The 23,522-nt window shown below is 60.6% G+C and carries 13 protein-coding genes and 1 pseudogene; 11 read left to right on the top strand and 3 right to left on the bottom strand.

Annotation, left to right across the window (positions count from 1 at the left end):
• Together ACW9HX_RS26725 and ACW9HX_RS26720 are read left to right on the top strand one after the other, a co-directional pair.
• Positions 1 to 5,153 (top strand): annotated as a pseudogene (locus ACW9HX_RS26725) (LapA family giant adhesin); the annotation flags it as partial.
• Positions 5,154 to 5,299: 146 nt separating this feature from the next.
• Positions 5,300 to 5,638: a tryptophan synthase subunit beta gene (locus tag ACW9HX_RS26720; protein WP_457382894.1), complete on the top strand. Its 339-nt coding sequence runs from the start codon at positions 5,300 to 5,302 to the stop codon at positions 5,636 to 5,638.
• 258 nt (positions 5,639 to 5,896) lie between these two features.
• Here ACW9HX_RS26720 and lapD read toward each other — a convergent pair whose 3' ends face one another.
• Together lapD and lapG are read right to left on the bottom strand one after the other, a co-directional pair.
• On the bottom strand, positions 5,897 to 7,843 hold the full coding sequence (lapD, locus tag ACW9HX_RS26715) for a cyclic di-GMP receptor LapD (RefSeq protein ID WP_457382893.1): 1,947 nt from the start codon (positions 7,841 to 7,843) through the stop codon (positions 5,897 to 5,899).
• Positions 7,844 to 7,857: 14 nt separating this feature from the next.
• Positions 7,858 to 8,550: a cysteine protease LapG gene (gene lapG / locus ACW9HX_RS26710; protein ID WP_457382892.1), complete on the bottom strand. Its 693-nt coding sequence runs from the start codon at positions 8,548 to 8,550 to the stop codon at positions 7,858 to 7,860.
• Positions 8,551 to 8,746: 196 nt separating this feature from the next.
• Here lapG and ACW9HX_RS26705 point away from each other — a divergent pair, with 196 nt between their 5' ends.
• The 5 genes from ACW9HX_RS26705 (at position 8,747) to ACW9HX_RS26685 (ending at position 15,805) form a co-directional block, all read left to right on the top strand.
• The gene (locus ACW9HX_RS26705; protein WP_457382891.1) at positions 8,747 to 9,457 is read left to right on the top strand and encodes a GntR family transcriptional regulator; all 711 of its coding nucleotides are present in this window, start codon (positions 8,747 to 8,749) and stop codon (positions 9,455 to 9,457) included.
• Between the two features lie 754 nt (positions 9,458 to 10,211).
• Positions 10,212 to 10,985, top strand: a complete 774-nt coding sequence (locus tag ACW9HX_RS26700) for a DUF3050 domain-containing protein (protein WP_457382890.1) — start codon at positions 10,212 to 10,214, stop codon at positions 10,983 to 10,985.
• Entirely contained in the window at positions 10,982 to 11,911 is a 930-nt protein-coding gene (locus ACW9HX_RS26695; RefSeq protein ID WP_127796537.1) for a diiron oxygenase, read from the top strand. The genes ACW9HX_RS26700 and ACW9HX_RS26695 overlap by 4 nt, the downstream gene beginning before the upstream one ends.
• Positions 11,912 to 11,924: 13 nt before the next feature.
• Complete coding sequence (locus ACW9HX_RS26690; RefSeq protein ID WP_457382889.1) at positions 11,925 to 15,314, top strand: amino acid adenylation domain-containing protein; 3,390 nt, start codon at positions 11,925 to 11,927, stop codon at positions 15,312 to 15,314.
• A gap of 23 nt (positions 15,315 to 15,337) precedes the next feature.
• Entirely contained in the window at positions 15,338 to 15,805 is a 468-nt protein-coding gene (locus ACW9HX_RS26685) for an SRPBCC family protein (protein WP_169428301.1), read from the top strand.
• Positions 15,806 to 15,862: 57 nt separating this feature from the next.
• Here ACW9HX_RS26685 and ACW9HX_RS26680 read toward each other — a convergent pair whose 3' ends face one another.
• The gene (locus ACW9HX_RS26680; RefSeq protein ID WP_457382888.1) at positions 15,863 to 17,743 is read right to left on the bottom strand and encodes a methyl-accepting chemotaxis protein; all 1,881 of its coding nucleotides are present in this window, start codon (positions 17,741 to 17,743) and stop codon (positions 15,863 to 15,865) included.
• 311 nt (positions 17,744 to 18,054) lie between these two features.
• Between ACW9HX_RS26680 and ACW9HX_RS26675 the strand changes: the two genes are divergently transcribed.
• The 4 genes from ACW9HX_RS26675 to ACW9HX_RS26660 all read left to right on the top strand — a co-directional run bounded on the left by ACW9HX_RS26675 (position 18,055) and on the right by ACW9HX_RS26660 (position 23,412).
• Positions 18,055 to 18,555 carry a sigma-70 family RNA polymerase sigma factor gene (locus ACW9HX_RS26675; protein ID WP_457382887.1) on the top strand — a complete coding sequence of 167 codons (501 nt, stop codon included), beginning with the start codon at positions 18,055 to 18,057 and terminating at the stop codon, positions 18,553 to 18,555.
• Positions 18,555 to 19,568 (top strand): FecR domain-containing protein, encoded by a 1,014-nt coding sequence (locus tag ACW9HX_RS26670; RefSeq protein WP_457382886.1) that lies wholly within the window; start codon positions 18,555 to 18,557, stop codon positions 19,566 to 19,568. Before ACW9HX_RS26675 ends, ACW9HX_RS26670 begins: the two co-directional genes overlap by 1 nt.
• Positions 19,569 to 19,655: 87 nt before the next feature.
• Positions 19,656 to 22,157 (top strand): TonB-dependent siderophore receptor, encoded by a 2,502-nt coding sequence (locus tag ACW9HX_RS26665; protein WP_457382885.1) that lies wholly within the window; start codon positions 19,656 to 19,658, stop codon positions 22,155 to 22,157.
• 76 nt (positions 22,158 to 22,233) lie between these two features.
• Entirely contained in the window at positions 22,234 to 23,412 is a 1,179-nt protein-coding gene (locus tag ACW9HX_RS26660) for a PepSY-associated TM helix domain-containing protein (protein ID WP_457382884.1), read from the top strand.
• Positions 23,413 to 23,522: the final 110 nt, after the last annotated feature.

Below are 23,522 nucleotides of genomic sequence, written 5' to 3'. Positions count from 1 at the left end.
CCGCGACCCTGACCAACGCTGCGGGCACTCCGGTGACCGTGACCTTGAGCAACGGCGCCGTGATCACCATCGAGGCCGGTAAAACCACCGGCACTGTGACCGTTCCAGCCCCGGCAGATGACGTCTACAAGGACGCCGGCACTGTCCAGGCAACGATCACCAATGCCACGGGCGGCAACTTCGAAAACCTGGTGACCAGCACTACCCCAGCGGTGACCAGCGTCACTGACACCATCGACACAACTACCGTGAAGCTGACTGCGACCACGACGGCAGCCGAGGGTGGCAACGTTGTCTACACCGCGACCGTCGGTGCGCCAGTGACCGGCTCGCCGGTGACCGTGACCCTGTCCAACGGTCAGTCGATCACCATCGAAGTCGGCAAAACCACCGGCACCGTCACCACCACCGCACCGAACGATGCGTTGACCGGCCATGCGCCGCTGACCAACTCGATCACCAACGTTTCTGGCGGCAACTACGAAAACCTCGTGGCCGATAAAACGCCGGTTTCGACCACCGTGACCGACACCATCGACACCACCACCCTGACGCTCAGTGCGACCGGCACCGTGGCCGAAGGTGGCTCGATCACCTACACCGCAACCCTGACCAACGCCGCTGGCTCGCCAGTGACCGTGACCCTGAGCAACGGCTCGGTGATCACCATCGATGCGGGCAAAACCACCGGCACCGTGACCATTCCAGCACCGGCAGATGACGTCTACAAAGACGCCGGCAACGTGCAGGCCACGATCAAGTCCGCCACCGGTGGCAGCTTCGAAAACCTGGTGACCAGCACCACGCCGGCCGTGACCAGCGTCACCGACACCATCGACACCACTACCGTGAAGCTGACCGCCACCGGTTCGGCGGCCGAAGGTGGCAACGTTGTCTACACCGCCACAGTCGGCGCTCCAGTGACCGGCTCGCCGGTGACCGTGACCCTGTCCAACGGCCAGACCATCACCATCGACATCGGCAAGACCACCGGCACCGTGACCACCACCGCGCCGAACGACGCGTTGACCGGCCATGCGCCGCTGACCAACTCGATCACCAACGTTTCTGGCGGCAACTACGAAAACCTCGTGGCCGACAAAACGCCGGTTTCGACCACGGTCACCGACACCATCGACACCACCAACCTGACGCTCACCGCGACCGGCACCGTGGCCGAGGGTGGCTCGATCACTTACACCGCAACCCTGACCAACGCCGCGGGTTCGCCAGTGACCGTGACCCTGAGCAACGGCTCGGTGATCACCATCGATGCGGGCAAAACCACCGGCACCGTGACCGTTCCTGCCCCTGCGGACGACGTCTACAAAGACGCCGGCAACGTGCAGGCCACGATCACCAATGCCACCGGCGGTAGCTTCGAGAACCTGGTGACCAGCAATACACCAGCCGTGACCAGCGTCACCGATACCATCGACACCACCACCGTCAGCATCACCGGCAGCACCTCGGTGACCGAAGGCCAGACCGCCAGCTACACCGTCAGCCTGACGCACCCGGCACAAACCGACGTGACCCTGAAAATCGTCTACAGCGGCACCGCCGCCGACGGTTCGGACTTCACCGGCGTGTACACCGTGAAGATCCCGGCCGGTGCGAGCACCGCGACCTTCAACGTGGCGACCATCGACGACAAGATCACCGAAGGCACCGAGAACTTCGTGGTCAAGATCGACTCGGCCACCGGCGGCAACTTCGAGAACCTCGCCGTCAGCAGCACCAATGGCAGCGTCAGCACCTCGATCATCGACAACGATGCGCCACCGGTCATCGACCTCGACGCCAACAACTCCAGCGGCGCCACCGGGGCCGACTACAAGGTGACCTTCACCGAGAACACCCCGGGCGCAGGTGTGTCGATTGCCGACACCGATATCAAGATCACCGACCCGGACAGCACCATGCTGACCGGCGCCACCGTCGTGCTGACCAATCGTCAGGACGGCGATGCGCTGAACCTGGGCAACAGCGTCAACGGCATCACCATTAACGCCAACAGCACCAATGGCACGATCACGCTGACGCTGTCGGGCAACGCGACGCTCGCCGACTACATGCAGGCGATCAAGAACATCAGCTTCACCAACAGCAGTGAAGACCCGAGCACCGTGCCACGGATCATCACCGTGACCGTCACCGACGGCGGCAACTACTCCAACGTCGCCACCACCACGGTCAATGTGGTGGCCGTCAACGATGCGCCGGTCGCCGCACCGGTCAACGTCACCGGCACCGAAGACACCCCGCTGATTCTCGGCTGGTCGACCTTCGGCGTGACCGACGTCGACAGCCCGGCCTCGAGCCTGGGCGTGAAAATCACCCAGCTGCCGGGCGAAGGCAAACTGCAGTATCTGGACGGTTCGACCTGGAAAGACGTCGCCACCAACCAGACCTTCAGCAAGGCCGATATCGACGCCGGCAAGCTGCGCTTCATGCCGGATGCCAACGAATCGGGTGTGAACGGTTACGGCGGCAGCGGTCTGGGCAACAACCAGGCTGACTACGCGCAGATCAAGTTCCAGCCAACTGACGGTCAACTGCTCGGCAACACCGGCACTGTGAAAATCGACATCACGCCAGTGGCGGATGCGCCATCTCTGTCGGTGGCCGACAACAGCGTGAAGTCCACCGGACTGATCAAGGACGTCTGGACCGGTCTGTCGGGCCTGGGCACCGATGGCAGCGGTGCGAATTCGACCACCCTGAAAAACGTGATCGACGGCGCAGGCAAACCGAACACCAGCGGCACCGTGACCAACGTGCAGTCCGACGGCAGCGTGACCGCCGGCACCGCGTCGAAGACATCGGGCCTGATCTACCTCGAAGCCGGCAAGACCTACACCTTCACCGGTACTGGCGATGACAGCCTGCTGGTGAACATCGGCGGCAAGAACGTGGCGGCCACGACGTGGGGCGCGGGCGGCAACCTCAACGGTTCGTTCACCCCGACCACCAGCGGTTACTACACCCTGGAGATCTACCACCACAACCAGAGCGGCCCGGGCAGCTATGACGTCAACCTGTCAGTCAACGGCGGTACACCGATCGACCTGAGCAGCGCCGGCGTGCCGATCTACACCGGCGTGACCGACCTGGTGAACTCCGGCGTGACCGTGTCCGACCTGCACGGCACCAACGGCGAAGGCTATTACGACGGCTACAAACTCAACACCGGCGCCGAAGGTACCACCGTGAAACTGTCGTCGATCAGCACCGCGCTGACCGACACCGACGGCTCGGAAACCCTGACCATCAAGATCAGCGGCGCACCGGTCGGTTCGGTCCTCAGCGACGGCGCAGGCCACAGCTTCACCGTGACCGCCACCAGCGGCGACGCCAACGTCACCGGCTGGAACCTCGGCACCCTGACCGTGACTCCGCCGACTTACTACAACGGCCAGTTCAACCTGACCGTGACCTCGACCTCCACCGAGTTCGTGGGTGGCTCGGCCAGCACCACCGCGACCATTCCGGTCACCGTGGTGCCAGCGGTCTACAACGCGGTGGTCGCCACCTCGGCTGACGACACGTTCACCGGCACCGACGGCAACGACATCATGATCGCCGACATTGGCGGTCTGACCGTGGTGCCGGGCACCAACTACAACATCGCGTTCATGGTCGACACCTCCGGCAGCATGAGCGTCTCGTCGATCAACGCCGCCAAGGATTCGCTGACGTCGGTGTTCAACACCCTCAAGCAGAGCCTGGGCAGCAACTCCGGCACGGTGAACATCTTCCTGGTGGACTTCGATACCCAGGTCAACAAATCAGTATCGGTAAACCTCAACGACCCGAATGCGCTGACCTTGCTCAAAGCCGTGCTGGACTCGATGAGCTCCGGTGGCGGCACCAACTACGAGGACGTGTTCAAAGCCACGGCCAACTTCTTCCAGAGCGCGGACGCGGTAGCCAACACCGGGGCGAAGAACCTCACGTACTTCATTACCGACGGCCAGCCGACCTACTACCAGAGCGGCGAGCAGACCAACCCGACGCTGTACGGCAACGTGAAGCTCGATGACGTGGTGAAGACCAGCAACTACAAACTGGGCGACAGCTTCAGCACCTACATCGACAGCACTCACTACCTGAGCATCAACACTGCCGGCGCCGTGGTATTGCAGACGTACAAGAACGGCAACTGGAACTGGAGCAGCCTGGGCACCATCCACGCCCAGGGCGACGGCACCTATGAGCTGTCGAGCCTGGCGGGTACCGGCAACAGCACCACGTCGGCCACCACCGACAACGCCAACAGCGGCTTCGCGTTGCTCAGCGGGCTGTCGAACGTCGAGGCCATCGGCATCAACAGCGGCGTCAGCCTCAACGACCTGAAACCTTACGACAGCGATCACAACCCGCAGACCAACATCGATCCGAAGGACCTGGCCAACTCGATCATCGGTCACACCGAAGCGACAATGCCGGGCAACGACACTGTCAGCGGCGGCGATGGCAACGACATCCTGTTCGGCGATCTGGTGAGCTTCAACGGCATTGCCGGCGAGGGTTATCAGGCAATGCAGGCGTTCGTCGCGCAGCAGACCGGCGTGGATGTCAGCAAAGTCACCACCAGCAACGTGCACCAGTACATCACCGAGCACTATCAGGCGTTCGATGTGTCCGGTGCCCACGACGGCAACGACACGCTGCTGGGTGGCGCGGGCAATGACATCCTGTTCGGCTCGGGCGGCAACGACCTGCTCGACGGCGGCAAGGGCAATGACATCCTGCTGGGCGGCACCGGTAACGACACGCTGATCGGCGGCCCGGGCAACGACATCCTGATCGGTGGTTCCGGTGCCGACACCTTCGTCTGGAAAGCAGGCGACACCGGTAACGATGTGATCAAGGATTTCAACGCCAACGAGGGCGACCGCATCGACCTGCGCGATCTGCTGCAGGGCGAGACCGGCAGCACTATCGACAACTTCCTGAAGATCACCACGGTCGATGGCGTGTCGTCGCTGCAAGTCAGCTCGGCGGGCAAGTTCAACTCCGCCGATGCGGCTGCCGCGACACCGGACGTGACGATCAAACTGGAAGGCAACAACTGGTCCACTGCCAACATTCACAACCTGATTGCCGGCAGCGATCCGACCATCAAGGTCGACCACAACAACAGCTGATGCGTGAACAGCGGCCGCCCCAATGGGGCGGCCGTCACGTTTGCGCCCATCACACCGGTGACGATTTCGTCGGCGCACCGCATACTCGCGCGCAGTTGGCTATGCTGCTGACAGCATGACGCGGGTTCATTTCTGAGGGATGCTCAATGTTTTACGTGCAACGCGATGCGCAGGGTCAGTTAATTCGCGTGGAAGCTGCGGCCTGGGCCGAGGCCACGGAGACGCTGCCGGCCGACCACCATGAAATCCAGGCGTGGTTCGCAAATGCTGCGGTGGAAAACAGCCTCAAGCAGCTCAAGCAGAGCGACCTGGAGATGATTCGGGTACTCGACGACCTTATTCAGGTCCTGACCCAGAAAGGCGTGATCCGCGTCACCGATCTGCCACCGGCGGCCCAGGCCAAGTTGATGGACCGGACTCAGGCGCGGGAAGCGTTGGGTGGGTTGAGTCAGTTGATCGATGATGAAGAGACTGGGTTGATCTGATCTGCCTGTAATTACAGATCAAAAGCCAACCCTCACCCCAGCCCTCTCCCGGAGGGAGAGAGAGCTGACCGCGCTGTCTTGGGTTATACATCGACCTGAAAAGTCGAGTCGATTATGGATTCATACGCTGACATCAGTGAGCCTTCGATTACGGATTCGGCAGAGGTCTTTCACGTCGGCGAATATTTGGAGCATCCCCCAATCGGTCCCCTCTCCCTCGGGGGAGAGGGTTAGGGTGAGGGCAGGGATCGCGATGACTCACCGCCAAGGCGCAGGCTCACCAAAGAGCTGCCCCTGAACCCCGTACAAGCCCATCTCGCGAATCACCGACAACTCCCCTTGCGTCTCCACCCGCTCGGCAATCAACGGCAGATCGATGCTGTGCGCCGCACGCTGGATCGCTTCGATGAACAAACGTTTGTCGCTCTCCTGATCGATCGCGCGGATGTAGCTGCCATCAATCTTCAAGTACGCCAGACCCAGCCGCGCCAGGTTGCCGATCATGCTGAAGCGCCCGCCAAAGCGCTGCAGGCTCAGGGAGAAACCGAGTTCGCGCAGGCGCCGGGTCAATTGCTCCAGCACCGCTTGCTCCGGCAGTTGCTCTTCGCCGATTTCCAGGGTCAGGCGTGAGCCCAGATTGGAATGCGAGCGCAAAATCTCGAACACCTTGTTCAGCGCCTGCGGATCAGCCAGGGTCGCCGAAGACAGGTTCAGCGCCAGGGAATCTTCATGCCCCGCCATCTGTTCCAGCACCCGCTCGAGCATCAGCCGGTCCAGCCGTGCAGTCCAGCCAAAGCGCTCCAGCCACGGCAGAAAGCGCCCGGCGGGAATGGTCTGGCCTTGCTCATCGAGCAGGCGCGACAGCACTTTGTAATGCAGCACCAGTTGCGTGTCCTGCGCCGCCACCACCGGCTGGAAGAACAGCTCGAAACGCCGCTGGTTCAAGGCCTGATCGAGCAGGCGATGCCAGGCGTGGTGATCGTCACCGACGTCCGCCACCAGGCTCTGGTCGAGGCAGGCCCAATTCTGTTCGCCCTGCCCTTCGGCCTGAGCCAGTGCCTGATCGCCAAGGCTGAGCACCGCTTGCGGTGAATCGCCGTGGGCGAACGGCGCTAGGCCTATGGAGGCCACGGCGGCCACGTCGGTGGCGCCTGTCGCGTGCAGGCTGCTCAGGGCACTGTCGAGGCTCTGCGCCAGTTGCAGCGCCTCTTCCCGCGTCAGGCCCGGCGCCAGCACGGCGAATTCACCGCCGCGAATACGTGTGACGAGATTCTGGGTTTCCGGGTATTTGGCGCACTCGCGGGACAGTTGCTCGCCAACTGCCTTGAGCAATTCATCGGTCCGCTGACCGCCGAGGCGCTGGTTCAGCCCGGCCAGGTCCTTGACCCGCAACAACAACAGATAACCTGAGCTGGCCTGCTCCGGGTTGCTCACCCGGGCGTTCAGTTGCATCTCGAAATAGCGCCGGTTGGCCAGCCCGGTGAGGTTGTCCTGATAGGACTCGGTACGCAGTTTTTCACTGCGCTCGGCCTGCTCCTGGAACAGCGCCTTGAGCTTCTCGACCATCTGGTTCATGGCCAGCACCACACGACGCAGCTCAGGCGTGCGCGGCAGATCCGGCAGGCTGAGGAACTCACGCCGGGCGATGGCGTGGGATTGCTTGACCATGTAGTCCAATGGCCGCAACTGCCGACGCAGCAATAGTGCGCCCAACACCGCACTCACCGCGCCGCAGACCAACAACCAACCAAGACTGCCCAAGGCGCTCTGCCAGAGTTTGGCCAACGCGAACATCGGGTGGCTGACCACCTCGACCCGCGCCGCCTGTTCCCAGCCACGGCTGACCAGCGCATCGCCTCCGGCCGGTTCCAGGCCGATCAGTTTGACGAACCAGTCCGGCACGTTGGTGACCGCCGGGATGCCGTTGCGCTCGACAATGGTCTGGTCGGTCTTCAAGTCGACCACGCGGATGCTCGAGTAATAACCGCTGTCGAAAATCGAACTGACCAGCAACTCGACCATCGCCGGGTCGTCGATATTCGGCGTCAGCGACAACGCCAGCGCTGTGGCGGCGTCCTGGGCGTGGGAGCGCAACTGGTTGACGTACTGGGTGCGCGAGCTCTCCAGACTGACCATGAAGCTGCCGGTGAAGGCGACCACAAGGAACAGACAGATAGCGATCAACAGCTGTTTGAACAAGGACATCTGAGCGCGTGCTCCTAGTTAGTCGTCTCGACCGGGAATCCTTCGGCCTGCATTTTCTTCAACACATCCTGCCAGCGTGACAGACGTTTGGTGTCGCCGACCTTCTTGTTGCCCTTCGCTCCCGGCAGGTACAGACCTTCGGCATTGAAAGAGTAGACCGGCAGCAAATCGGTTCGCTCGGACGCCGGCTTGATCGGGTCGATCAGACTGTCGAGCACCAGCGGCATGGAGTCAGGGCTGGAATAGTAGGTCAACACCATGTGCGCGCGGTTCTGTCGCAGGGCCTTGACGTAGGTGATGCGTAACTTGTCACTGGCCACACCGAGGTGGCGCAGGCTGAAATACTTGGCGATCGCATAGTCTTCGCAGTCGCCGGCGCCTTTCCACAAGGCTTCGATGGGCGTTTCCCAATAATCGACCTCACCCCACAGGTCGATGTCTTCGACGTAGCGCATCTGTTTGTTGAAAAACAGGTTCACCACTTTGAGCTTTTCCATTTCGCTGACCTGCTTCTGCGTGGCCAACAGATTCTGCCAGGCATCGATCCGTTGCTGTCCGGCACCCAGCGGGCCGTACAACGCTGTCGCCTTGCGGCTGATCGCGGAAAAATCCCAATCGGCATGCAGACCGCCCAGCATGGCGCCGGCCAGCAGCAGCGCGCAGGCAAGCCAGCGCACAATCCGTGGGATCGCGAAACGTACCGCCAATGCAAAGCATCCAGGACAGGGAAGAAAGGCGTTTGATGGTGAAGGTTAGCCCAGCAAAAAACAATGGCACCCTGAGATCATCGCTGGCGCGCTAAACTTCAAATGTGACAGGGTTCTTCTACACGGTTTGACAACCTGTAGAGCAATCACTAGTGTCCTTTGGATCCAAATTCAGCCGTCAACAGGGTGTGCAGTTGTGACCCAGAAGCCCAAGCCACTCCACAGCATCAAAGTCGAAGGCCCGATTCCAGCGCACCTGGCGCGCTCGGTCATCGAAGAAACCCTGCGTTCGGCGATCCTCGACGGTCGCCTGCCGTGCGGCACCGCCGTGCGTCAGCAGGATCTCGCGGATCTGTTCGGCGTCAGCCGCATGCCGGTGCGCGAAGCATTGCGTCAGCTGGAAGCCCAAGGCCTGCTGAGTGTGACTGCCCACAAGGGTGCCGTGGTGGCACCGCTGATTCAGGGTGACGCGACGGAAACCTATGAGTTGCGCATCCTTCTGGAATCCGAAGCACTGCGCCAATCGATCCCGCTGCTGACCCCTGCCGATCACGATCGCGCCGCCGGCTACATCGAAGAGCTGGAAACCGAGCACGACTACACCGAAATCGGCCGGCTCAACCGTCTGTTCCACATGGCGCTTTACTGCAAATCCCCAAATGGGCGACTGCTGCGGCTGGTCGAGGACGGCTTGAATGAAGAAGAGCGCTTCCTGCGTTTCAACCTCGAGGCCATGGGTCTGGGCAAACTGTCCCAGGACGATCACCGGGCGCTGCTGCAAGCGGTTAAAGAGCGCGACACCCAGCAGGCGGTGACGCTACTGGAGCAGCACCTCAATCGTGGTGTCGAGGTAATTACTCGTTACCTGGCGAGCTCCGCCGCCAAAGGCCGCCAGGCGGCACGCTGAATGTCCCCGCCCGGGTGAGCCCCTGCTCACCCGGCGAATAACCCGCTTACAAATCCCCACGCCGGTCACGCGCAATTGCCGTGGCACTTCGGCGCCTGCGCTCTAACCTCCCCCCTGCTTCGAACAGCCCGGAATTTGCACCGCAAGGAAGTCATTTTCGACGATAGCCGCGGCGCCGATTTACGCGCACCCTTGAATCGCCAACCCACTATAGAACGGGGACGCGCCGCCCCGGCAGCAGTCCCCGCACCAGGAACCTACGGAAGGAGCCTTGTCACGGGAAAAGGAAGATACGCCGCCGTACCAGGCCAACTTCATCCCCTCAGATCATTTCAATTACTTCATTAGAAAGTTGCTTTGAGTGAGGCATTCACTCTTGTTATTCAATTTTGGCCTTTAAACGCCGAAAGGAGCAACTACGCCCAAATAAAACTCAACTTAAAAGTTTTATCAGCCTCACTCATACTTGAAAAACTGCAAACTTAAATTAATTGAAAATATACTTGTTAAGTTGTTTTGCGATGTATTAGTTTTTCTTCGCCGGGTTTTGTATCGAACCGATAAACCGGCGATAACCAGCAGTACGGCCCGGCGCGCAGCCGTCTTCAGCGGCGTGCCGTTGTACCGGGCCTTTCAATCAAGCTTTAACTTTCATCGAAACGAATGAGGCTATCGCTCGCCTGGAAACTATATCCAACGTTGTTAGCCATTGATTGAGCAGTCCCTATATCCCTATAAGCCAGAGGCTCGCATCATGCCAACTAAAGAACAACTCGCCCAAAAGAAAGCCGAACTCAGCGTTCATCCGATCTTCTCTGAAATCGATTCGCTGTCAGTGTTGCGACGCTTCATGGAGTCCCACGTATTTGCCGTATGGGACTTCATGTCGCTGACCAAACGACTGCAACAGGAACTGACGTGCACCCGTCTGCCGTGGCTGCCGCCGCGCGATCCGCACGCCGCTCGGCTGATCAATGAAATCGTGCTCGGCGAAGAGTCGGACGATCGGTTGTCACACGGGCATTACAGTCACTTCGAGTTGTACCTGGATGCGATGCGCGAAGTCGGTGCGAGCACCTCGGCGGTGGAGCGTTTCGTCGCGCTGCAACAGGAAGGCGTGAGCTATGACGTCGCGCTGCAAAGTGTCGACGTCGACCCGGCCGCCGCGCAGTTTGTCCGCGACACCCTGCACACCGCGCTGCATGCACCGGGACATAGCGTCGCCGCTGCCTTCCTGCATGGGCGCGAGAGCGTGATCCCGACCATGTTCCAGCGCATGCTCGATGCCTGGGGCATTGGGGTCGAACAGGCGCCCACCTTCCGTTACTACCTGGAGCGACACATCGAAGTCGACTCCGAAGACCACGGCCCGGCCGCTCAACAATTGCTGGAGCGCCTGGTCGATGGCGATCCGCAACGTGAGGCCGAGGTCTACGCCAGCGCTGTCGCCGCCGTGGAAAGCCGCATCGCCCTGTGGGACGGCCTGCGCCTGAGCATGCGCGAGCCGCTGGCGGAGGTGGCCGAATGAACGCCGCCGACTACCAATCCTTCGCCGACGCCTGGGAAAGCCGCGCCACCATCCGCACCCGGCCGCGCCGCGTGCTGGAGGACGACGCGCGGCTGATCTATCCGCTCAGTCGCCAACCGTTGGTGCTCAGTGAAACGTTCCTGCGCGAATGCCCTGAGCAACGGGATTTTGCGTTGGTGCAGACGCTTTACAAGTTCATCAACGACGTGGTGATTTTCGAGACTGAAATCGTCGACAAGACCGCCCGCAGTATCGCCAAGAACCGCTTCGCCGTGGCGTTCCCGTTTGCCTGCCGCTACGACGCCATGACCGTTGTCGTGGACGAGGACTACCACGCACTGGTGGCGATGGATTTCATGCAGCAGACCGTGGCCATGACCGGCATCGAGCCCATCGAGTTGCCGAACGAAATCGAACTGAGCCGGGCAATTCCGGCCGCCGTGGAACTGGCCCCGGAACACCTGCGCAGCGCCGTGGAATTGATCTGCGTGGCAATCGCTGAAAACACTGTGACCGGCGATGTCGCGGCATTTGCACGGGACGACACGGTCAAGCCGTCGATCAAGGGCCTGATGGCCGACCACTTGCTCGACGAGGGTCGTCACTCAAGCTTCTGGGCGCGGATGGTGCGCATCTACTGGCACACCGCAAGCGATGCAGATCGCGAGTGCATCGCGCAGATCCTGCCGGTGTTCATCGGCCACTACCTGACCAACGACATCCAGAAGTCATTCGACCTGCGCCTGATCGACGCCCTGCCGGTCAACGATGCAACCCGCCGCGCACTGAAGGATGAGATGGCCGGGCTGGCCTTCCCGATCAATCGCCATCACCCGCTGGTGGGCAACATCGTGCGGTTTTTCCACAACAGCTCACTGCTCGACACACCGTGCGTACAGCACGCCCTGCGCGACTATCTGGTTTGACAAGGAGGCTGACATGAGACGTCTCGACATTTTGCTGATGGGCCGCAGCCAGGCCTTGACCGACCTGGCGCAGGAGCTCGAACAACACGGTCATTCATTGCTGGCGGAAACTGCTCTGTCGGTGGATCTGGTGATCGATGACGGCAGTGTTGCGCCGCAGGATTACGGCGCGACACCGCACCTGACTTTGCGTCTGGGTATTGGTGCAACGGGCGGCGGCGGATTGCCGGTGCTTGATCTGTTGTGTCTCTGCAACACGACACTGTTGAGCCGTGTGCCCATCGCCGACGAACCGTCCGGCAACGGTCAAGCCTTGCGCCAGCGAACACTCGCGCAGGTGGTGGACGAAGTGGCGCTGCTGGTCAGCCGCTTTTCCCGCGATGCCGAGTATTTCCAGCACGCAGAGACAGCCCGTACTCCGGACTTCGAGCAGGTGGAAAACCTGCTGTTTCTCGACAGCCTGGCCTACGTCCATCGTTTCAATGCCACGGCCAATCCGGCCTTGTTGCAACAGGCCCGGATCCCGGTGATCGAGCGGCTGCAACAGAGTCTGATCAAACATGCCGGGCGCCCGGCGCTGCACCTCGCCGAACAGTCGATCAGCTATCGCCAGTTGCATGATCACAGCCGTGCAATCCAGCAGCGGTTGCTGGCAATACTGGAGACACAACCGCAACCGTGGGTGGTGGGGATTTGCCTGCCGAAATGCGATGCGCTGTTTGCTTCGATTCTGGCGATTCTCGGCAGCGGCGCGGTGTACTTGCCGCTGGAACCGAGCCATCCGCTTCAGCGCCAGCAGTACATTCTGGAAAATGCCGGGGCGGTGTTGTTGCTGCACGACGGCGAACATCCGCTGAGCGGCTCGATGTCGGGGCTGGATGTCAGCCGTATCGACAGCGCTGACGTCGATCTGTCGCAACCGTTGATGCGTCACCGGCTCGAGCTCGATGCGCCGTGCATGGCGCTCTACACCTCGGGCACCACCGGGCATCCGAAGGGTGTGCTGCTGAGTCAGGCGAACCTTGCGCACTTCACCGCGTGGTACGCCGATTACGTGCAGTTGAAAGCAGAGAGCCGGGTGTTGCAGTTCTCGTCGCTGAGTTTTGACTCGTCGCTGATCGACATCTTCCCGACCTTGCTCGAAGGCGCGGAACTGGTGGTGCCTGATGACAACCAGCGCCGTGATCCGCTGCAACTGGTGGCGCTGATCCGCCGGCGGCAACTGACCCACGCCTTTCTGCCGCCGGCGCTGTTGAGCATCCTGCCGCTGGAGCAACTGCAAAGCGTCGGGCAGATCATGACCGGCGGCGATGTCTGCGAGCCGTTCGTGATCGAGCAACTGACGCGTCAGGGCAAGCTGCACAACCTCTACGGCCCCACCGAAGCCACGGTGTTGATCACCGCGCGGCAACTGCAACCGGGCGACAGCAATCGCACCCTCGGCGGGCCGATTGCCAACAGTCAGGTGCTGATTCTCGATGACGATCTGCAGCCGGTGCCGGAGCAAACCGTGGGCGAGCTGTTCATCGTCGGCCCCGGCGTGTGCCTGGGTTACCTGAACAATCCACAGCAGACCGCCGAGCGCTATCTGGATCTGGAGTTGCCGGACGGTCAGCGTCTGCGCGCCTACCGCAGCGGCGACATGGCCAAGTGGGGCGAAGACGGCATCGAGCTGTGCGGACGTCGCGACAATCAGGTGAAGATCCGTGGCTTCCGGGTCGAGCCGGAAGAGATCGAACGCTGCCTGCGCGAGAGTCAGCTGTATCGGCAGATCGCCGTGGTGATCGACAGCCAGCGGCGGATTCTGGCGTTCCTCGCCCAGCCGCAATCGGATGCCGCCCGAGATGCGCTGAAGGCACACGCCCAGCAGTTTTTGCCCGATTACATGCAACCGGTGGCGTGGACGGAACTGCCGAACATGCCGTTCGCCGCCAACGGCAAAGTCGACCGCAAGGCGTTGCTGGAGCTACCGGTCAGCGTGCAGGACAGCGGACCCAAATGCCTGCCGGCCAACGCCGACGAAGCACTGCTGCTGGAGATCTGGGGCGAGTTGCTGGAGCTGCCAACCAGCGATATTTCCACCGATGAAAGCTTCTTCAATCTCGGCGGTCACTCGATTCTGCTGTCACGCATGCTCCTGCGTCTGCGGGAGGAATTCGGTCGCAGTATCTCGATCAACCGCTTCATCGAACTGCCGACCATCGCCAAGCTCGCCACGCTGGTGCGCGGCACCGATGACAGCGCGGTGCTCAGCGCCCAGGCGATGGCTGACGCCGAACGACCGCTGGACATCGAGCCGTTGCCGATCAGCCGCATGGGCGATGTGCACAAGGTGATCGTCACAGGCGCCAACAGTTTTGTCGGCGTGCACATCGTCGAGGCGTTGCTGGGGTGGGGCGCCAGTGAAGTGGCGTGCCTGGTTCGCGACGGCGGTGGGCAAACGGCGGCGCAGCGCTTTGCCCAATCGTTGCGGGAGAACCGGCTGGAGCATCTCGACCTGAGTCGGGTGCGGGTCTATTCGGCCGACATCACCCGGCCGCAACTGGGCCTGGCCGATAGCGATTTCGAGCGACTGGATCGCGAGTTCGGCGCCTTGGTGCACAACGCCGCCAACGTCAATCACGTACTCGACTACGAGTCGCTGGCGACGGACAACGTCGAGCCGATTTTCGAACTGCTTCGGCTGTGCGAAGGGCGCAGCAAGAAGGTGTTCAATTTCGTCTCGACGCTGTCGGCATCCAGTACCGTCGATGACGAAGGTCGGGTACTGGAATTGCCCGCCGCACCGACGCCACCGATCTACATCCGCAACGGTTACAACCTGTCGAAATGGGTCGGTGAACGCATCCTCGAACGGGCACGGGAACGCGGGGTGCGGGTCAATCTGTATCGGCCCGGCAACATCAGTTTCAACAGCCTCAGTGGCGTCTGCCAGCCGCACAAGAACCGTTTGATGCTGATGCTCAAGGGTTCTATCCAGCTCGGGCAAGTGCCGGCCTTCGCGCTGAATTTCGACCTGATGCCGGTGGATTTTCTCGCCCGTTTCATCGCCTTCCACGCCAGCCGCTACTCGCCCGAGCGGGCGGTATTCAACCTGCACAACCCGGAGCCCCTGAGCTGGGATGCCTACGTCGCGTCATTCCGTGAAACCGGCAGCGAGTTTTCGCTGGTCAGCGTCGCCGATTGGCAGCAGCAACTGGGTCGGGTCGATGCCGACAACGCGCTGTTCGGCGTACTCGGTTTCTACCTCAACGGCTTCGAGGAAGACATCGGCGACATCTCCCTGATCGGCCACGCCAACGCCCAGGCCGGCGTGCAGCAGATGGGCGCGCACTACCCGGAAAAATCCCCGGCGCTGCTGCGTCGCGGCTGCGATTACCTGAAAGAAATCAACTTCATCTGACTCAACCACCAAGGAGCAACACCATGAGCAATCTTCAACCCGACACCCTGATCAAGAACCCTCACGGCTGCCACGTCGTGTCTTCGGTGGAAGTGCCGGTGGACGCCAGACAAGTATGGGCGGTGGTCGGCCAATTCGACGGTTTCGACCGTTTCATTCCGGCGCTGTCGCACATCGAGATGACCGGCGAAGGCGTGTCGTCGCTGCGCAAAAAGTTCTTCAAGGATGGCAACGTCGTGGTCGAGCAACTCAACTCCCGGGACGACCAGGCGCTGAGCATGACCTGGACCACCATCTACAACACCCTGGGCGTGGCCAATCTGTGGGCGGCGATGAATGTGGAGTCGCTGGGCGCGGGCAAGTCGCGGGCGACCTGGACGATCATTGCCGAGCCGGCCAGCGGTGGGCCAGAGGCGCTGCCGGGGTTCAAGGATTTCGTGCAGGGATTTGCCGATGATGCGATGGGCAATGTGCTGAAGCTGTTTGTGTAAGGCATGAAAAAGCCCGCTGCGGATCACTCCGCAGCGGGCTGTTTTTTCTGCAACCGATCAGATCTTGAAGCTGTCGACCAATTGCTTCAAACGGTTGGCCTGCTGCGACAACGCATCGCAATCCTTCAATGTTTCATTGAGGTTGGCCACGCTCTGCTGGTTCAGCAGGTTGATCTGGTTGACGTCGACGTTGAGGGTTTCCACCACGGCGGTCTGCTCCTCGGTAGCGGCTGCCACCGACTGGTTCATGCCGTCGATTTCACCGATGCGCTGGGTCACGCTGACCAGACGCAGACCGGCCTGGTTCGCCACCTCAACGCTCTCTTCGCTGGACGCCTGACTGGCGTTCATGGTGGTCACCGCTTCACGGGAGCCGACCTGCAGCGAGGTGATCATCTTGTGGATCTCTTCCGCCGATTCCTGGGTGCGGTGAGCGAGGTTGCGCACCTCGTCCGCCACCACCGCAAAACCGCGTCCGGCTTCACCGGCACGGGCCGCTTCGATGGCCGCGTTGAGCGCCAGCAGGTTGGTCTGCTGGGAGATGCCTTTGATCACATCGAGAATGTGGCCGATGTTGTCGGTGCTCGCATTCAGGGTTTCGATCTGGGTGCACGACAGGCTGATCTTCTGCGACAGCTCGGTCATGGCCTGAATCGTCTGCTCAACCACCTGACGACCGTCATCGGCCTGCTCGCTCGCGCCGCTGGCGTGTTGCGAAGCATCGGCCGCGTTGCGGGCGATTTCCTGGGTGGCAGCACCCAACTGGTTGATCGCAGCCGCCACGCTGTTGGTGCGTGCGCTTTGCTCGTCGGAACCGATGATCGAGGCGTTGGACGATGCCATCACCCGTTGCGACAGGTCGTGTACGTGACGGGTCGCGGAAGACACTTCGGAAATGGACGCGTGAATCCGCTCCACGAACTGGTTGAAGGAACTGCCCAGCTCGCCGAACTCGTCCTTGCTTTCCACCACCAGACGACGGGTCAGGTCACCTTCGCCCTGGGCGATGTCCTGCATCGCGCGGCCCATAGTGATCAGCGGACGCATCAGCACGGTGATCAGCAGGCTCAGGAAGACTGCAATCGCGCCCACTGCGACGAACATCGCGATCAGTGCCGAAGTACGGAACTGGCTGAGTGCGGCGTAGGCCTTGTCGCGATCGATCGACAGACCGATGTACCACTCGGCATTCGGCAGACCGGTGACCGGAGTGAACGACAGGATGCGCTCCTGGCCGTTGAGCACCACGTTCTGGTTGCCCTTCTGAATGCGCACATCGGTGTTCGGGTAGATGTCTTTGAGGTTCTTCATCACCTGGTCTTTGTCCGGGCTGACGATCACCTGACCGTCGCCGCTGACCAGGAATGCGTGGCCCAGGCCGCCGAAGTCCACCGAGTTGATGATCTTCACCAGGGTTTCCAGGCTCAGGTCACCGCCCACTACACCGAGCAGCTCACCGTTCTTTTTCACCGGCATGGCGATAGTCACCACCAGACCGCCGACGGCGGCCATGTATGGCGGGGTCAGCATGGTCTGATCAGCGGCCACAGCCTGCTTGTACCAAGGGCGCTGACGCGGATCGTAACCATCCGGCATCTTCGCGTCAGGGCGCTGGGTGAACACACCGTTGGCCTGGCCGACATAGGTGAACTGGAAGTTCGAGGTAAAGGCCGGTTGATCGACCAGTCCCGGGAAATCGGCGTTCTTGCCCTGATGAGCGACGTTCTGCGCGAGGTTTTCCAGCACCAGGATCCTCCCGCTCATCCAGTTCTGCACACTGCTGGCGGTCAGGTCGCCGGCCTGCTGAACGGAGGACTGGAGGTTCTGGCGAATGGTGTTTCGCTGCAGATAGTCGTTGTACAAAGTGAACAGCGCGAACGCCAGGACCACAACGCCCGAGGCGGCCAACAGGATTTTATGGCTGAACTTGAGATTCATTTCATGGGACTTCTTATGCCAAAAGTGGGGATGCGTTCCGGATGCAACATTCCATGTACAGCGCAGGCAACGTTCTAACGGCTGCTCTACTTTGGTGCACGCATGTCTCACCAGTCTGTCGGCACGTTTCGGAGAAAACTTAGCGCTTTGTAGGAAATGGACGGCATTTCTGCCAGATTCCCGCCGAACGGCGTGTCAGAGCGTTCGCCTCTCATTTTTTGCTGACTGTTTTGCAGCGCCGGTTGCAAATTCTGTAACCCTTGATGACAATGCGACTAATTATCATTTGTGACGTTCGGGCTGTCGCGTTCATGTCATCACCTGAGTTTGCAGTACAGGCGCTTTACAGTCGTCATCACGGCTGGCTCAACGGCTGGTTGCGCGCGCGGCTGGGCAATGCCGCCGATGCGGCAGATCTGGCCCAGGACACCTTCGTGCGCCTGCTGCAGCGCACCGAACGTCTCGAACTCAAGGCGCCCCGCGCGTTTTTGCGCACCATCGCTCGCGGCCTGGTCATAGACCAATGGCGACGCGAAGAAATCGAACGTGCGTATCTGGAAAGCATCGCGCACTTGCCCGAAGCCGAGACACCCAGCGCCGAAGCTCGCGCACTGGTGATCGAGCTGCTGGAAAGCGTTGCCCGCATGCTTGAAGGACTGAAGCCCAAAGTTCGTCAGGCGTTTCTGCTGGCTCAGTGCGAAGGTTTGACGCACAAGCAGATCGCCGAGCAGATGGGCCTGTCCTTGCGCTCGGTGGAGCGCTACGTCGCCGATGCGCTGTATCACTGCTACGTGTTGCGGTACGAAAGCTGATGCCGGTGGATAACGTGTCACTCGCCCGACGCGCCGAGCCACAGCAGAAAGTGGTCAAACAAGCGATCCACTGGCTGCTGCGCCTGCGTAATAACCACGGCAACCCGCGCCTGAACCGTCAGTGCGAACAGTGGCGCGCGGAACACCACGATCACGAACTGGCCTGGCAACGGGTTCAATCATTGCAAAGTGAATTGACCCAAAATCTGCGCGCCGTGCCGGGTGCGCAAGTGGCGTTCAATACGCTGGAGAACAGTGCGCAGGGCCTGGGTCGCCGTCAGGCGTTGAAGCTGCTGTCCGGCGCATTGTTGATGGGCTCCGCCGCGTGGATGGCCAAAGACACGTCTGCCTGGCAGCAGTGGAGCGCCGATTACGCCACCGCTACCGGGGAGCGCCGCGGATTCCAGTTGCCCGACGGCACGCGGATCGAATTGAACACGGCCAGCGCCGTGGACCTTGATTACACAGCGCAACAGCGGCTGATCAAACTGACCCGGGGCGAAATCATCGTAACCTGTGGCGGCGCCGATGAAGGCTCGTCGATTGATCGACCACTGCGGGTGCAAAGTCGCGATGGCACCTACGAGCCGTTCGACGCACGGTTCATCCTGCGTCAGGAAGGCGATTGCACGCGCCTGAGCGTCACCAGTGGCCGGGTCGCGATTCATTCGCCACGGGCGAGCGATGGAACTTCCACCGAGGTGCTCGCCGGTCAGAGCTACTTGATCGACCAATATCAGGTGCGTCCCGCTCCACCGCTGGACATGGATGCCGGCGCCTGGATCGACGGGCTCATCGTGACGCGCAACATGCGCCTGGGCGATTTCCTCAATGAGGTTGGCCGCTATCGTCAGGGCTTCCTGAGCTGCGCTCCACAAGTGGCGGATCTGCGTTTGTCCGGCGTATTCCGTCTCGATGACACCGACAAATTGCTGGCGATCCTGCCGCAGACCCTGCCGGTGCAATTGCGCTACCGCACACGCTGGTGGGTAACGCTGGAACGAGCAGTCTGAAATTTTTTTGGCGGGTTTTCGCGGCAAGGCCGGCTTAGTCAGTAAGCACTTCAAATCAGCCTTCGCGACTTCCCACGGAAACCTACAATGACTGCGCGCGTTACCTGTAAGAACCCTCTGAATTTCACTGCCGAATCGGGCCTTCTGCACCACGCCGTTCGGGCCGCGTTGCTCTCCACGGCACTGGGCGTCGGCCTGCTGCCGAACCTGAGTGTCGCAGCCAGCGCCAGTGAGGTCAGCAGCCACCGCTATAACATCGCTGCCGGGCCATTGGGCGAAGCGCTGAATCAGTTTGCACGCCAGGCCGGCATCACATTGTCGATGACCCCGCAGCAAACTCAGGGCCGGCAATCACCCGGCGTGCAGGGCGAATACTCGACCGATCAGGCGTTGAGTCATTTGCTCGGCGGCTCGGGTCTGGAGGCATTCAGCCAGGACGGCAACAGCTACGTGTTGCGCTCCGTCGCAGAAACCGAAGCGCTGGCCCTGCCGACCACCGACATCAAAGGCTTCGCCCTCGGCAACGCACTGGGCAGCATGGACGGCTACAACGCGACGCACAGTCAGATCGCCACCAAAACCAGTACAGCCTTGCTGGAAACCTCGCAAAGTGTGTCCGTGGTCACTCGCGAGCAAATGAACGACCAAGGCTCGCAAACCGTGTCCCAGGCCATGCGCTACACCCCCGGTGTGCTGACCAACCCCTATGGCGCCACGCACCGTTACGACTACGTGGCGATGCGCGGCTTCAACGATGGCTCGGTGGATAACATCTACCTCGACGGCCTCAAGTCCATGGGCGACAGCGGCACCTACAGCACCATGCAGGTCGATCCGTATTTCCTCGAGCGTGTCGATATTCTGAAGGGCCCGTCGTCGGTGCTGTACGGCCGTAGTTCACCGGGCGGTCTGGTGGCGCTGACCAGCAAGAAACCGCTGTACGAGGCCTATCACCAGGTCCAGGCCACCGTTGGCACTCAGGGCCAGCGCGGTGTCGGTTTTGACTTCAGCGGACCGGTCGATGACGACAAGCGCATCGCCTATCGTCTGATCGGATTGACGGATCAGTCCGACACACAATTCGACCACAACAAGGAAAAGCGCTTCGCGCTTGCTCCCACCGTCAGCATCGACTTCAACGAAGACACATCGCTGACCCTGCAGGCGTATCTGCAACATGACCCGGATGGCGGCTATCACGGTGGCGTGCCGGCCGACGGCACGATTCATCAACGCAACGGCAACCGGATCTCACCGCACTTCTTCGAAGGCGAACCGGGAGTCGATGGTTACTCCCGCGATCAGCAGTCGTTCGGCTATCAGTTCGAACATCGCTTCAACGACGTCTTCACCGCGCGGCAAAACTTCCGTTACCTCGATTCCAAAGTGAACATGGATCAGGTGTACGCCTATGGCTGGACGTCGCCGACCAGCAATGAACTGAATCGCTACTACACCGGCGGTGACGAACGACTGCACGCGTTCATCGTCGACAATATGCTCCAGGCCGAATTCTTCACCGGCGCGACCAAACATACAGTGCTGATGGGGGCGGATTATCAGCGGCGCAAAACCGTGGTCGACTGGACCAGCGGTGGTCTGGCTTCTATCAATGCGTTCAATCCGGTGTACGGCAATGCCGCTATCGATATGTACGGTGAGACCAGTTATCTGCGGCGCCTGGAGCAGACCGGGATTTACCTGCAAGACCTGATTGAAATGGATAAATGGCGCTTCTCTCTGGGGTTGCGCCAGGACTGGGTGGAGACGTCCGAAGAAAACCGGATTGCGGAGGCGAGCCGTCCGGTCGGCACCGAGATCAGCGACAAGCGCACCAAAATGACTGGCCGTGTCGGCGCGCTGTATCTGTTCGATAACGGCCTGGCGCCGTACATCAGCTATTCCGAGTCATTCAACCCGAACTCCTATGCCGACAGCGCCGGTAATCCACTGGCGCCAACGGATGGCACGCAGTGGGAAGCGGGTCTGAAGTACCAGCCACCCGGCACCGACAATCTGTTCACGGCCTCGCTGTTCCGTATCGATCAGGAAAACCTCGCAACCAAACTGCCGCAGGAAAACTTCTACCGTGCTGTAGGCGCTGTCCGTTCCCAGGGTCTGGAGCTGGAGGCGCACATGCAGTTCACCGATAACCTGAAAGTCCTTGGCAGCTACACCTTTACCGACATCGAGTACTCGAAGTCGATGATCAGCACCCTGAGCACTCCGACGGACGTCATCGAGAACAAAGGCAACTCTCCGACGCAGGCGCCGCGACACATGGCGTCGCTGTGGGCGGACTACAAGTTCGACAGTGCGGCACTTGATGGCGTGCGAGTGGGTGGTGGTGTGCGTTACGTCGGCTATAGCTGGGCGGATGCAGAGAACACCATGAAGGTGCCGGCCTACACGTTGTTCGACGCGTCGATCGGTTATGACCTGGGCAAGGTTGGCTTGAAGGGAGTGGACGTACGCCTGAATGCGAACAACCTGACCAACGAATCCTACGTGGCCTCCTGCGCCAGTCTGAACTTCTGCTACATGGGCGAGGAGCGCAACGTCGCGGCCACGGTCAGCTACCAGTTCTAAGCCTTTGTACTGTGCATAAAAAAGCCAGTCCCTGATGTTCAGGGACTGGCTTTGTCGTATTCGTGGGGAAAATTTCATGCGTTCGTTTCTGGTTTTACTGCACCGGTATATCGGGTTGGCTACGGCGGTTTTTCTGCTGTTGGCGGGGATCACGGGGAGCATTCTGGCGTTCAACCATGAGTTGGATGAGTGGCTGAACCCGGGGTTTTATGTGGCTTCGGCCGAGGGGCAGCGTCTGTCGCCGGGTGAACTGGTCGATGCGGTGCAATCTGTACATCCGAAGTTGCAGGTCTGGTACATGGAGTACCCGAATGAGGCAGGCCACACAGCCTTGCTGGCGGCGGTTCCACGTAATGATCCGGCGACGGGCAAACCGTTTAATGAGCGTAATCAGGTGTTCTACCTCGACCCGGTCAGTGGCGAGCAAAAAGGCCAGCGTTATTGGGGTGAGTGCTGCTTCCAGCGTGAGAACTTCGTTCCGTTCATTCTCGAGTTTCACTACAACCTGACGCTGCCCGGAAACTGGGGTTTGCTGTTGATGGGGTTGGTGGCCATTGCCTGGGTGATCGATTGCTTTATCGCCTTCTGGTTGACGTTGCCACGGGGTAAGCCGTTCTGGAAGAAGTGGTCGAGCGCCTGGAAGATCAAGGGTGGGCATGTCTATCGGCTCAACTTCGATCTGCATCGCGCGGGAGGCTTGTGGCTGTGGTTGTTATTGCTGCCGATAGCCGTCAGCAGCGTGGCCATGAATCTGCCGAGCCAAGTCTTCAAACCGGTGGTGTCGCTTTTTTCTCCGATTGAGCCGAGCGTGTATGAGGCTCGAGGCCGAATGCCTGCCGAAGAGCTGGGGATCACTCGATTGAGTTATCAACAGGCATACGAAAAGGCTCAGCAGGAGGGAAAAAGATTGGGGCTGACAGCGGCAATCGGTGAGTTGTATTACAGCTTTGAGTACAACTTCTACGGTGCGGGGTTTGGACAGCATGACACCGAGGCCCATGGTAAATCCTGGTTGTTCTTCCACGGTACGGACGGGCGATTACTCGGACAGGAGATCGCAGGAGAAGGGACGTTGGGAGAGCGGTTTTATCGGTTGCAGCTACCGATACATGGAGGACGGATCATAGGCTTTACCGGGCAAGTGATGATCGCGGTATTGGGTGTTCTGATTGCGGGGTTGGCAGGGACTGGCGTCTACATCTGGTGGCGCAAATGGCAGGCCCGTCGAAGTAGTAAGGCACGCAGAACGGTTTGAAGATCGGACTTTTTAGGCTCTTAAACGACAAAACCCCTGTCTGCGTCAGCAGACAGGGGTTTCGGAATTTAATCTTGACGATGACCTACTCTCACATGGGGAAACCCCAC

Source organism: Pseudomonas sp. SDO52101_S400 (genome assembly GCF_054071635.1).
The sequence above is the reverse complement of the archived record's forward strand: the minus strand, read 5'-3'. Positions and strand labels throughout refer to the sequence as shown.